Here is a 13,864-nt window from a genome sequence, read left to right as displayed (position 1 = left end):
TTATTATGAAACACTTACTTACTACTCTTTCATTAGGGGCCTTGCTGCTTATGGGTGGGCCTACTACTGTACAAGCAGAGAAAGTCACCGTGCCATTAACAGAAGATGGTGCATGGTCTTTTAACTCTCAGCCCAGTGCCGTTTATTACAACGGAAAAACTTATTTTACCTGGATTAGTTCCAGTAAGGCATTAGTTGTTGCGTCTTACGATCACACAACAGGAGAAACCAAAGAAAAGGTTGTATCTACCGGTTATTCGGATGATTTCTCGTCTCCTGCTATTACAGTAAGAGGAAATGGGCAGTTACTACTTTTCAGTTCAGACAATAAGAAAGAAAATGGCTTCTATAGTTGGTATTCCACCAATGCGGAAGACATTACAGAGTGGTCCAGTTCTCAAAAACAGACTGGATATGGAATCAGCTCCACTACTCCTCACATGATGGGAAATGATCTGGTCGTATTCTGGCGTTCAAAAAACAATATAGGTTACTCTCTATTTGCAAATGTAGCCGATAAAACCGGAAATTTACCTACAGTTAAAACAAGAGCAGGATTTATCGGCTCTGATATCGGAAATGTATACGCAAACCGCGACGAAGTTCCGCAAATGCGTACTTGCCAAGCTGCAGATGGCACTATACACATGGTTGTTACACACTTAGGCACCGGTCTGACTTATAAAAACAGCACAGTTCATTATCTGAAGATTAATAAAAATGCCGCAGGAGACAAATTAGAATTCAAAAAGGCGGATGGCACTGCGATCTCCGGTATGAATGTCACCGAGTCTAAAAGTAGTGAACTGGATGTTATTGCCAAAGGAGAGGATACCAACAAGGTATGGGCATATGATATTGCACTCGATGCCAACGGTAATCCGGTAGTATTGTACGATGCTTTCACAGCCGCAGCAGATGGTACTACAACAGGACACACCTACTATTATGCCCGCTGGAATGGAACTGCATGGGAAAGTACAGCAATTACCACCGGAGACGGAGTTCCTATGAGCGAATACAAAGCGGTTGAGGGAAATACTTTTAAAGCCAAATCTTACCAAGCCGGAGGTATCTGCTTCGGAGCAAATGATTTGAATACTGTTTACCTGTCAAAGAAGGCAGCGGAAGGTGCTTTTGAAATCTACCGTTACGAAACCACAGATAATGGTGCTACCTGGACAGAGAAGGAGGTCATTACTTCGGGAACTCCTGCAGGTGAACTGAATATCCGCCCGATAGCCATTAAAGATGCTCCTGCTGATGTATTCTGGATGCAGGGTATGTATGACAATCCTACTAACTATAAAACTTCCATCTCCTGTGCCGGAGAAGGAGTAGCAACTACTGGAATCTTCTTTGGACAGGACTCTTATGAATTCGTAGCCAACGAAACGACGAACCTTGACGTAAGATTTGCTCCGCTATTCGCTACAGACAAAGAGTATACGCTCGAATCAAGCAATACGGGAGTGGTAGAAATTACCGCAGATGGTAAAGTGCTTTGTAAAGCTACCGGTGAGGCAACAATCACAGCCAAATTGAAGAACAATGCTTCTGTAAGTACCACTTGCAAGGTTACAGTATTGGGAGAATCTGTCTATAAGACTTTCATCAATCGTATTATTACAGATGTTGTTGCAAGTAAAATCTCCACTATTGACCAACTCGATAAAAACGTAGCTTCTTATCTGACACAATTGCAAGACGACGGTTCATTCCCTGATATAGACTATGCATCTGACGCTCGCACGGACTGGCCGCCAATGCAACATCTTGACAGATTGCTCGCCATGGGATTGGCTTATACCCAAACCGAAAGCAAGTATTATGGCAACGATGAGCTGAAAGCTAAGATGGACTTAATGCTTACCTACTGGCATAGCAAACAACCAAGTTCCAACAACTGGTATCAGAATCAAATCGGTGAACCGCAACGTATGGGACAATACCTGATTATTATGCAGAACTTAGGCAAAGAGAAAATCTCTGAAGATCTGTTCAATAAATCTATCGCCCGTTTGAAAAATAAAGGCGGAAGCCCCAGCTCTCAGACAGGAGCAAACCGTGTAGACGTAGCTTTGCACTGGATGTATCGCGCTTGCTTGACAGAAGATGACAACCTGATGCGTGAAGCAATGGATCAGATCTACTCTACCATTGAATATACTACTGGTGCAGAAGGTATCCAGTATGATAACTCATTTGCTCAACACGGACACCAATTACATATCGGCGCATACGGCGATGTATTCCTGGATGGTATCACCAAAGCTTGCAGCTATGCAGCCGGCACTCGTTTTACAGTAACCGGACAACAGCTGGACATCCTGAGCAGTCTGGTAAATACGTACATAGGTACCATTCGTGGTGGATATATGTCATATAACGTAATCGGCCGTTCTTCTACCCGCCCCGGTGCAACCAAGAAGGGAACAGGTATCATCGAACGCATGATCGCATTAGATCCTGCCAATACCGATAAATATGAGAAAACCATCGCACGTATCAATGGAACTCAACAACCGTCTTATGGTTTGGAACCCCGAAGCACACATTTCTTCCGCGGTGACTACACACTTCACCAGCGTCCGGAGTATACAGTAGACTTGCGCCTGGTTTCTACCCGTACGGCACGCAATGAATATCTGAAGGACAACGGCGAAGGTATCAAGCAATACTTCATGTCGGATGGATCTACCGCAATCATGGTAAAAGGAAACGAATACTATAACATCTTCCCGGTATGGAATTATGCAAAAGTACCTGGTGTAACTTGTCCGGAATTCACAGAGATACCGCAAGCCAGCACCTATATCAAGATGGGACAGTCGGCATTTGCAGGTGGTGTTACAGACAGCCTGTGCAGTGTATCTGCTTACAAGTACATAGACAATGAATTTAATATAAATTCATCGGCTAATAAGGCATGGTTCTTCTTCGACAAAGAGATTGTTTGTCTGGGCAACAGCATCAAGTCTGCTTCTGAATTCCAGATGAACACAACTGTCAACCAGTGTTTGCTGGATGGCGATGTAGTGATTTCTTCCAATGGTAACGAATCTACCTTACAGGCAGGAGATTACAATTACGAAGATAATCTGGACTGGGCATTCCACGGAAACGTAGGTTACTATTTCCCACAGAAGGGCAAATTGCAACTGAACGCAGGTGAAAGAACCGGTAACTGGTATGACATCAACACCAACTATGCCGATGAAACAGTGAAGAACAATGTCTTTACTTTATCTTTCAACCATGGCACTCAACCAACTGACGGATCATATGCTTATATCATCGTTCCGGGCATCAGCAAGGATGATGCAAAGGCTTATAAGAGCGATAACATCGAGATTATCATCAACACTGACTCTGTACAGGCTGTTTACCACAAAGAGCTGAAAATGTACGGATTAGTATTCTACAAATCAGCAGGTTTCAGCAAGCATGGTTTGACAGTAGAAGCTGACGCGGGTTGCGTAGTATTGGTGAAGGATGCCGATAAAGCAGAAACAGTAGTATATATCTCCGATCCGACAAATGGTAGCAGCCCGATCAACTTAGGCATCGAAACTCCGGCAGTGAAAGGCAGACGTCTTGTTACTTATCAGAGTGAAGCTCCTTATCAAGGCCGTTCTATGAAGTTCGTGGTAAATGAAAACACACCTGCCTCAACCGGTAGAGATGTTTTGGCAGACCGTTCTGCATGGACCATTACTACTTCTTTGGCAGGCCCGGCAGATGCAACTGTAGGAGGAGACGATCCTAAGAATATGATTGACGACAGCACCGTAACATCCTTCTTGTTTGTGAAACCGGGAAAGACTTTCTCTGGTATCGTAGCACCGGCAGATTATATTCCTTCGTTCACGATTGATATGCAGACTCCGCAGGAAATGGAATATTTCGTTTATCGCCACCGTGATTATAGCAATACTACAACAGGTCTGAGAGCCAATCGCATATCTTTCTATGGCAAGAACAATGAAGCGGATGAATTCACTCCCGTTCTGGAGAATATAACCCTGGATACTTCTGTAGCCGAAAACAAGATATTGCTGCCCAATAAAGTATCTTTCCGTTATATTAAAGTAGCGATTACAGATTACGACAAAACGAACAGCAGCACCATCCAGGTTTCTGACTTTAACATCGGTAAGAAAACACTGATGGATATCCCGGAAAGCGGTGACCCGACTGGCATTACAGAAGTAAAAGCCGGCAACAGCGACTTTGCCGTATCAGTTTATCCGAATCCGGTGAAACAAGGAGAACAGGTACAGATCATCGCAGGTAATACTCAGGGCATCGAATTCAAACTGTATGATACAACAGGTAGCGTTCGGGCACAAGGTAATACCACAACTATTGATACCAACAGTCTGTCACAAGGTATTTATATCCTGCATGTGACAGATAAAGCTGCCGGTCAGAAAGCCACAGCTAAGTTTATAGTACATTAATTCCTTCTTTTCAGATGTCCGCAACAGCCTCCTTCCCCCAAAGGAGGTGTTGCGGATTTTTTTTATACTCTAACACCCTCTATTTATGAAGAAAAGCATATATGTATCAGGACTGCTCCTCCTACTCTCCTTAGGATGTAATGTAACAGTCGCCAACGGTAGCCATACTCCTCCCAGCTACACAGACGTTGAAAGCCAAGTGAAACGGGTGGCAAGCTGGCAGATAGATAACTTCCGCTATTCGGCTTCAGGAAACCTGCACGACAATGGCATAGCCTCCTGGGCACATTCAGTATTATACATCGGCCTGTCCGAGTGGGCGACACTGAGAGAAGAAGAGAGCGGGGCCTATTGGGAGTGGTTGTCCGGTATCGGCACCCAAAGTAACTGGAAGATGAACGGTATTTATCCTTATCATGCGGATGAGTTCTGCATCGGTCAGTTCTTCGCTGCCATGTATGGCAAACACAAACAAGATAAGATGATTGCCGGAACCCTGGAACGTATGGAACGGGTGATGTCCGATACCCGTAATACTTCTATGAGTTACCGGAACAAGGAGGCATGGACGTGGTGTGATGCCCTGTTTATGGCACCTCCCTTGTATGCCCGGATGAGTGTTTTAAAGAATGATACCCGCTATTTTGAATTCATGGACAAAGAGTTCAGAAAAACCTACGACTACTTATTCGATAAAACCGAAAAACTATTTTATAGAGACGACAGCTATTTCAACAAGACGGAAGCCAACGGCAAAAAGGTATTTTGGGGCAGAGGTAACGGCTGGGCAATAGCCGGAATCACCAATATTCTGAAAACACTGCCTGCGGATTCCGAATATAGAAGTTATTACGAAAGTATCTTCCGTTCATTGGCACAAAGTCTCATCAAATTACAGGATGGAAAAGGAGCATGGCATGCCAGCTTACTGGACCCGGACAGCTATCCGGCACCCGAAACAAGTTGTACGGCTCTCATTACGTATGCCCTGATTTACGGACTGAACAACGGGCTGTTGACACAACAGGAAGCGTATGAACCTGCAATAAAAGCATGGAATGTATTGTGTGAAGCGATACACGAAAATGGAAAATTAGGCTGGGTACAACCTATCGGGCAGGACCCGAAGAATGTAACCAAAGATATGACAGCTACTTTCGGCGTAGGAGCTTTTTTACTGGCAGCTACCGAAATGTATAAGCTGACAAAAGGAGGCGGTACGGGGATAGAGGAAGAAGAAACGGACGAAGATCTCCTTTCTTACCCGGAAACAAGAGTTACCATCTATAATGAACAGGGATTCAAAGTGGCTAACGAGTTATCGAGAAATCGCACTTGTAAAGCAATCATACAAAATAATAATCTACCCAAAGGACTGTATGTGATAGTTCTACGGAATGGTGGTAAAAAGAAAGTCATCAAATACTTATACTGATCGTAAATAGATCCAGTTTTGAGCTTAATGGCGTTTGTCATTGCTATCAGTCTCTTTCTCCGGTATTGATAAAGCTCTATCTCGTAGAGTAACGTATGAAGCCTCGGTGTGTAGTCTTGTTTTAGATGTACATGTAAAGCAGCATGAGATGCACATGTCGTGCTGTCCCACATGCACATGTCGTACTGTTTTACATGTACATCTAAAACAAGACTACACACCGGGGAAAGGAGCGTTCCTTTCTGAGAAAGACAAAGTACAACACCGGGCAACGGTAACAATGCCGTCTACGGATACTTCCTCCATCGAAAAGATAGGATCATAATCTTCGTCACTGTACGGTTTTGAGTGTATTTCACCACAGAGTAACACGGAGTTCCACAGAGTTTAAATCTTTTTTAAAACGCATAAACGCAGATTTTCACAAAAGGGAACAAATGTATGATAAATAACTACAGTCTTTTAAGCTGTGTTAATCCGCGTTTCATCAGATAAATAATACTCTGTGAAACTCTGTGCTACTCTGTGGTAAGTTCAGTTCATGTCCGATCAGTAATGAATCAATGAAAATTGAAGATACCAACATAGGGTAAACGCCATTTTTAGTGTCTAAAAAGAAAGTGGGTAGTAATACTAAATGATAATCCCACAGTTAAAGTAGAATCATTAATTAAATCAATTTCATGAAAAAAGGTTTTATGGTCCTTGTCGCCTATCTGATCGGAACTGTAGCATCGGCACAGGTACCTTTCACAAAGGCAACCACCAAAGAAGTGATGAAAAGAGTAGCTGATTGGCAGATAGCCAATCCCAACAACGGAGCTGAGCACGACGACCTGGACTGGACGCACGCGGCCCTCTACATGGGCATGATAGACTGGGCAGAAATAGCTGAACAGGAAGACGGTAACGATACCTACTACAAATGGTTATTGAAGATAGGGCGGAAGAATCATTTCCAGGTAGGGAAATGGATGTACCACGCCGATTTCATTGCGGTGGGACAACCCTTTATCGACTTATACAAGAAGTACAAACAGGAAAAAATGATCATGCCGGTAATGGCCCGCGCCAACTGGGTGGTAGAACATCCTGCAAAAACGACCCTGGAACTGGATTACAGAAAGTTAGAGACACTGGACCGCTGGGCATGGTGCGATGCCCTTTTCATGGCACCTCCCGTATATGCAAAACTCTACGCCCTCACAGGAGAGAAAAAATACATAAAGTTCATGAATAAAGAATACAAGGCTACTTACGACTATCTTTTCGATAAAGAGGAAAACTTATTTTACCGTGACCGCCGCTACTTCGGAAAAAAGGAAGCCAACGGAAAGAAGGTTTTCTGGGGACGTGGCAACGGTTGGGTACTCGGAGGTCTTGCCGAAATACTTCAGGCACTCCCTAAAAAAGACAAGAATCGTGACTTTTATGCAAAATTATTTGTTACTTTGTGCACGCGTGTAGCAGAGTTACAGAGTCCGGACGGATATTGGCATGCCAGCCTGCTCGACCCCGCTTCTTACCCTTCGCCCGAAACCAGTGCCACCGGCTTTATTGTCTATGCCTTGGCATATGGAGTGAACGAGGGATTGCTGGATAAAGAAACCTTCGCGCCTGTTATCACAAAAGGTTGGCAGGCCATGTTGGATGCCGTAGCACCGGATGGCAAATTAGGTTATGTACAACCCATCGGAGCAGATCCGCGTAAAGTGACCCGCGATATGACCGAGGTGTACGGAGTCGGTGCATTTTTATTGGCCGGCAGTCAAATTTACAAGATGGCAAACTAATAATCATACTATACAGTGAAGAAACATATTTATACCTATTTATTGCTCATCGCTTGCTTATGTAGCTACCCGTCTCTCTTGCACGCCCGTGAGACAATAAGTTTCAATCAAGGCTGGTTATTCAAAAAAGGCCCTTTTTCAAGTGAACCGGCAAAGGTTGTCTCCCAATGGAATTCTAAATGGGAGGAAGTAGAAATTCCTCATACCTGGAATGCTAAAGATATGCAGGTGAAAGTGAACTCCTTTTACGAAGGAACAGGATACTATAAAAAGAACTATTATGCGGACAAGAGTTTGCAGAGCAAACGAATATTCTTACGATTTGAAGGAGTAGGAACCTGTACCGAAGTTTATGTAAACGGGAAACTGGTGGGTACGCACAAAGGTGCATATTCCGCTTTCGCCACAGAGATAGGAACAGCTCTAAAATATGGTGAAGATAACGAGATTCTTGTAAAAACTGATAACACAGCCCGCCCGGATGTTATCCCGGTCAATCACAGTCTTTTTGGAGTATATGGAGGTATGTATCGCCCCGTGTGGCTGATCGTTACGGAACAAAGTAACATAACAGTTATGGATTGTGCTTCGCCCGGTGTCTATATCACACAAAAAAATGTGTCGCATCAATCGGCAGATATTACCGTAAAAGTGAAACTGGACAATGGCAGTCTGAAACCGGAATCTTTGGTACTCCAAAATACAATTTACACACAGGAGGGAAAGAAAGTAGCTTCTGACGATCAAGCCATTGAGCTTACTCCGCAAGGAACTCAAAGTTATTACACTACTTTTAAACTCAAGAAACCTCATTTATGGCAAGGCCGCAAAGACCCTTATTTATACAAAGTTGTTTCCCGTCTGTTGGCCGATGGTAAAGTGATTGATGAAGTGACCCAGCCATTGGGAGTACGCAAATACGAGATCATAGCCGGCAAAGGCTTCTATCTGAACGGAGAGAAATATCCGATGTATGGAGTGACAAGACATCAGGACTGGTGGGGCCTGGGAAGTGCTCTTAAAAATGAGCAACACGATTTTGACCTGGCTACTATCATGGATGTAGGAGCTACTACCGTTCGTTTTGCCCATTACCAACAATCCGATTATCTCTATTCCCGTTGTGATAGTCTTGGATTGATTATCTGGGCAGAAATACCTTTCGTTAACCGTGTAACCGGCTATGAAGCAGAAAACGCACAGACGCAATTGCGCGAACTGATCAGGCAGAGTTTCAACCATCCTTCCATTTACGTATGGGGACTCCATAATGAAGTATACCAACCACATGAATATACGGCTTCATTAACACAAGCCTTACATGATTTGGCTAAAACGGAAGATCCCGACAGGTACACAGTCTCAGTAAACGGATATGGGCATGCAGAACATCCTGTAAACCAAAACGCCGACATACAGGGGATGAACCGTTATTTCGGTTGGTACGAAAAGAAGGTTCAGGATATTAAGCCCTGGATAGAAAATATGGAAAAAGAGTATCCCTGGCAAAAGCTAATGCTTACGGAATACGGAGCAGATGCCAATATCGAACATCAAACCGAATATCTGGGAGACGCCCTGAACTGGACCAAACCTTTCTATCCGGAAACCTTTCAGACAAAAACACACGAATACCAGTGGAGTGTGATAGCTGAGCATCCATCTATCATTGCATCCTACCTTTGGAATACGTTTGATTTCGCTGTCCCGATGTGGGGACGCGGCGGAGTACCTGCACGTAATTTAAAAGGACTGGTTACTTTTGACCGGAAAATAAAAAAAGATTCTTACTTTTGGTACAAAGCTAATTGGAGTAAAGATCCGGTGTTGTATCTTACACAACGCAGAAACACCGAACGCGAGAAGAAAGTAACTTCAGTTACTATATATTCCAATATAGGTACTCCGAAAGTATATCTTAACGGCCAAGAGTTGAATGGTATACGAAAAGGATATACAGACGTACATTACGTCTTTGATGAAGTAACCCTGAATAATGGCAAGAATACATTAACAGCTATTGTCCAGTACAAAGGTAAAGAATATAAAGACGAAATTGAATGGAACTATACCGGTGAGAAAAAACGGGAAGCAGACTCCTATGTTAATAAAAGTGTACACGCCGGTTGGTAATACACAAAGTATCAAACTTGTTTTGCCACATTTTTAAACTATAAATTATATATCATGAAAGGATTAAAGTTTTTATTATTGGGTGTTTGTGTAGCTTTTGCCGCATGCTCTGCCCAGTCACCATCCGTACAAGTATCGGATAAAGGAACCCACTGGAGCTGGGATAAAGGAACCATCGTAGTGGAAACCCCGGAACGTCCCGCAGGACAGACCAGTGTAGTCGGGCTGACTACTCCGAAAATGGATGTCGTTCGCGTTGGTTTTGTAGGATTGGGCATGCGTGGCCCTGGTGCAGTAGAGCGTTTCACCCACATTCCGGGTACACAGATTGTAGCCCTTTGTGATTACGAACAGGAACGTGCTGAAAAATGCCAGCAGTATCTGAAAAAAGCTTCTATGCCTAAAGCGGCTGTTTACTCGGGTGAAAAAGGATACGAAGAGTTGTGTAAACGTGACGATATAGACCTGGTTTATATTGCTACCGATTGGTTACATCACTTCCCGGTTGCTATCTGTGCTATGGAAAATGGTAAGAATGTAGCCATTGAAGTTCCTTCGGCTATGAACCTGGAAGAGTGCTGGGCATTGATCGACATGTCAGAAAAGACACGCAAACACTGCATGATTCTGGAAAACTGCTGTTATGACTGGTTTGAAATGAATACATTGAATATGGCTCAGCAAGGAGTATTCGGAGAAGTACTTCGTGCCCAAGGTGCTTATATTCATAATCTGGAGCCATTCTGGGATCATTATTGGAAGAACGGAGAAGCTGACAAGTTAGGCTGGCGCCTGGACTACAATATGAAACACCGGGGCGATGTATACGCTACTCATGGCCTTGGCCCTGTAGCTCAGGCACTGGATATACACCGTGGAGACCGTATGAAGACATTGGTTGCCATGGATACCAAATCGGCAGTAGGCAAAGCACTGGTAGAAGAAAGAACCGGTGAGGCCTGCAACAACTTCCGCAATGGTGACCACACTACAACACTCATTCGTACAGAGAATGGAAAAGTGATCGAAATACAGCACAATGTAATGACTCCGCAACCTTACAACCGTTTATATCAGCTTACAGGAACCAAAGGCTTTGCTAACAAATACCCGGTACAGGGTTATGCACTGGATGCCAAGCAAATGAGTGCTTCGGGAGTAGAACCCAAAGTGGACGACCTTAGCTCTCATAGCTTCCTGCCCAAAGATGAGATGAACGCTTTAGTAGAGAAATACCAGCACCCTATTCTGAAGAAATATGGCGAAATGGCTAAAGAAGTAGGCGGACATGGCGGTATGGACTTCATCATGGACAGCCGTCTGGTATACTGTCTGCAAAATGGCTTGCCACTGGATATGGATGTATATGATATGGCAGAATGGTGTTGCCTGGCAGAACTGGGAGAATTGTCTATGGATAACAATTGTGCTGCAGTTGCTTTCCCTGACTTTACCCGTGGCGAATGGAATAAAGTACAAGGTTATAAACACGCTTATGCCAGCCCTGAAGACGAAGCTGCCACTATGGAAAAGGCCAAAGCTTTCACAGAAAAACTGAAAGAACAGGGAGCCAAAGAGTGGGCTGAAGAGAAATAAAAGAAGTTTATAGCTTCTAATCATAAAGAGAGCCATCCTCAATCTGTCCGGGCAGGTTGAAGATGGCTCTTCTTTTAACCGATAAGCATTACAAATGCAAAGGTACACTAAGTATATTCTACCGTAGATTATTCAGTAACCCGCTACAGGCATCTTCAAGAACATCAATCACATACTCAAAACCTTCAGCACCTCCATAATACGGATCAGGGACGTGATCGGCAGGAATACGGGTACAATATTCCGTCATACGATGAATTTTCTTCTGCTCTTCCGGGCCCGGGGCACGCTCGTTCAAATCATCAATGTTCCGGTCGTCCATTCCGATTATAAGATCGAAATTATAAAAATCTTCAGTACGTACCGGACGGGAACGGTGAACCAGATTGTAACCACGACGGGCGGCATGAGCACGCATCCGGCTATCCGGCAACTCTCCCTGATGATAAGATAAAATACCGGCAGAGTCTATCACAAACTCCTCTTCCAGCCCAGCTTCTTTCAGAAGATGCAACATCACTCCTTCGGCTGTAGAGGAACGGCATATATTACCGAGGCAAACAAACAATATCTTCTTCATTAATTCAATCCAATTTATAATAAGGGGTTCTTTCTCACACTACAATGAGTTCAAAATCTCATTCGCCCTATTTACAGTTACAGCAGCTGGTGTCTCCGGAAAATCAGCCAGACGGAAAGCAGACAACATCTTCTCTATCTTTTTCCAGCCTGCTTTGTTACCTTTCTCTAAAAATTCTTTACGGAGCAGAGTTATCTTTTCATGTGCCTGAATCCCTTCAATCAACTTTTCGAACCGGATGGAACTACGCGCACCGGGATATACCAGATACGTATCACCACCTGCCCAGGTACGGAAACGGGAATCGAGCAAAGGTTCGAGCGGCCAGCTATTGTATGCCCACCGCAGATAACCATTCAAATGTTTCTGTGCTGAATAGAAGCTCATCCAGGCAGCCTCAGCCGGATCAGAAAAGGTAAATGTATTGGGATAAGCCTCAGCACAGGAGGTATAATAAGTGGTCGGTTTGTTCTCCGAAGCGCGACGCATACGCACATCCACCGGAAACTCCTGTCCGATACTGATGCAGTAATCATAAAGAGCCGGTTCAATCTCTGCATGATAATTACCTGCCAAAGACACTTTGAACTCCGGATCGGCTTTGCGAATCACTGCCAATGTCTTTTGCATCACGTCCATCGGACGTTCATCCATAGCAATCGTGCAAATATCAAACCATCCTTTTTCCCGTAAATGCTTCGAAAAGGAGGATAACATAGCCACCCACATCTCTTCGTACTCTTTATCTCCGGGAACCGTCTTCACCGCTTGCAGCGTATTGGAAGCCTGGTCAAAATATTGAAATGAGAGTTCCCAAGGCACCATTGAATAACAATTTATCTGCCGGTTGATCCCCGTACTCATCATAAACTCTACCCAGCGGTCGAACACTGTATAATCAAAGCTCCAGGTACCATCTGCCTTTTTCATCCAGGTCACCATCGTTTCAAAAAAATCTTCTGTCTGTCCGTTCCAGGGTTTGTGCATTATACTGGCGGTAATAATCTTCTGCCCGGCATCTGCCAACATTTTCATCAACGGCCGCATGACATCCAGATGTTCCTGACTCCAAAGCGGTACCTGATAATAACGGGCCACAGCAAACGGATTTTGCCAAAGATCGAGATGGTAAGCCCACTGGGAAGGAACAGGCAATACCCGGTTGGACACCTGAATTTCTAACCGAAGCTTACCCAGCAATTGTTCACCATCTTTAATCAGTAAATCTCCTTTATAAACTCCGGGAGCTACCGATTGCGGTACCTGACATTTCACCCAAACAGGTTGTGTAGTCATAGGCAGAAGTTGCATATCCTGTATGGTATGATCTATTGGATCTGCCACCAACAAAGAATCAAATAAAGAATGATCGGGACGATATCCGCAACCACCTTTCTTATCCTTATTCAGTTCATCCGTCATTACATAACGGACAAAGCCAAGGTTACAGGCATCAGCAGGAATCAGGTCACCTTTGTTATTCTTCAAATCAGTAAGGCTACAATTCAACTCTTTTACCTCGCTACCCGTCCATACAACGGCCTGCGCATTTACTCTTTCACCACGCCAGGCACTTAACCGAAGGGTGTTTTGCTGTTTTAACCCCGGCACAACATGTTTTGCATAACGTACATCTGTGGTTCCCCAGGAAGTATGCGGAGATTTAACCGCAGCCCATTCCTGCGCCGAGGACTGCACCGGGTCCGGCAACTCTATATAAGAGTTCACCGGGTAAGGAGCTTGTCCGGTTGGCACCCCACACTGGGTTGTTCCTTGCTGAGCAAAGGAGATTCCCGTGCCCAACATACAAGAAAATAAAAATACCGTAATTCGCTTCATAGTTTCTATTCTAAGGGTAAATAAA

7 protein-coding genes are annotated in these 13,864 nt (G+C 44.2%); 5 read left to right on the top strand and 2 right to left on the bottom strand.

All coding sequences use genetic code 11. The annotated features are described in order from the left end of the window. Window positions 1-5 precede the first annotated feature (5 nt). The 5 genes from HCG69_RS05565 (at window position 6) to HCG69_RS05545 (ending at window position 11,420) form a co-directional block, all read left to right on the top strand. On the top strand, window positions 6-4,463 hold the full coding sequence (locus tag HCG69_RS05565) for a polysaccharide lyase family 8 super-sandwich domain-containing protein (protein WP_221649215.1): 4,458 nt from the start codon (window positions 6-8) through the stop codon (window positions 4,461-4,463). Window positions 4,464-4,548: 85 nt separating this feature from the next. Next, window positions 4,549-5,898, top strand: coding sequence for a glycoside hydrolase family 88 protein (locus HCG69_RS05560; protein ID WP_221649214.1), 1,350 nt, complete (start codon window positions 4,549-4,551; stop codon window positions 5,896-5,898). Window positions 5,899-6,581: 683 nt separating this feature from the next. Beyond that, a complete protein-coding gene (locus tag HCG69_RS05555; protein WP_221649213.1) occupies window positions 6,582-7,691 on the top strand; it encodes a glycoside hydrolase family 105 protein in 1,110 nt (369 codons plus the stop codon). A 42-nt stretch (window positions 7,692-7,733) separates the two neighbouring features. Continuing rightward, window positions 7,734-9,824 carry a glycoside hydrolase family 2 protein gene (locus HCG69_RS05550; RefSeq protein WP_255585462.1) on the top strand — a complete coding sequence of 697 codons (2,091 nt, stop codon included), beginning with the start codon at window positions 7,734-7,736 and terminating at the stop codon, window positions 9,822-9,824. 54 nt (window positions 9,825-9,878) lie between these two features. Beyond that, window positions 9,879-11,420 carry a Gfo/Idh/MocA family protein gene (locus HCG69_RS05545; RefSeq protein WP_007487418.1) on the top strand — a complete coding sequence of 514 codons (1,542 nt, stop codon included), beginning with the start codon at window positions 9,879-9,881 and terminating at the stop codon, window positions 11,418-11,420. Between the two features lie 118 nt (window positions 11,421-11,538). Here HCG69_RS05545 and HCG69_RS05540 read toward each other — a convergent pair whose 3' ends face one another. Both HCG69_RS05540 and HCG69_RS05535 read right to left on the bottom strand, forming a co-directional pair. Further along, a complete protein-coding gene (locus HCG69_RS05540) occupies window positions 11,539-12,000 on the bottom strand; it encodes a low molecular weight protein-tyrosine-phosphatase (RefSeq protein ID WP_221649211.1) in 462 nt (153 codons plus the stop codon). Between the two features lie 39 nt (window positions 12,001-12,039). Beyond that, window positions 12,040-13,839, bottom strand: coding sequence for a DUF4091 domain-containing protein (locus HCG69_RS05535; RefSeq protein ID WP_221649210.1), 1,800 nt, complete (start codon window positions 13,837-13,839; stop codon window positions 12,040-12,042). Between the last annotated feature and the right edge of the window lie 25 nt (window positions 13,840-13,864).

The organism is Bacteroides sp. K03 (assembly GCF_019734355.1).
Lineage (GTDB): Bacteria > Bacteroidota > Bacteroidia > Bacteroidales > Bacteroidaceae > Bacteroides > Bacteroides nordii.
This window is presented reverse-complemented; position numbering and strand designations above follow the sequence as displayed.

Coding starts and splice junctions, on each gene's coding strand:
- HCG69_RS05535 (WP_221649210.1), bottom strand. CDS start 13,839: ATGAAGCGAATTACGGTATTTTTATTTTCTTGTATGTTGGGCACGGGA.
- HCG69_RS05560 (WP_221649214.1), top strand. CDS start 4,549: ATGAAGAAAAGCATATATGTATCAGGACTGCTCCTCCTACTCTCCTTA.
- HCG69_RS05545 (WP_007487418.1), top strand. CDS start 9,879: ATGAAAGGATTAAAGTTTTTATTATTGGGTGTTTGTGTAGCTTTTGCC.
- HCG69_RS05555 (WP_221649213.1), top strand. CDS start 6,582: ATGAAAAAAGGTTTTATGGTCCTTGTCGCCTATCTGATCGGAACTGTA.
- HCG69_RS05565 (WP_221649215.1), top strand. CDS start 6: ATGAAACACTTACTTACTACTCTTTCATTAGGGGCCTTGCTGCTTATG.
- HCG69_RS05540 (WP_221649211.1), bottom strand. CDS start 12,000: ATGAAGAAGATATTGTTTGTTTGCCTCGGTAATATATGCCGTTCCTCT.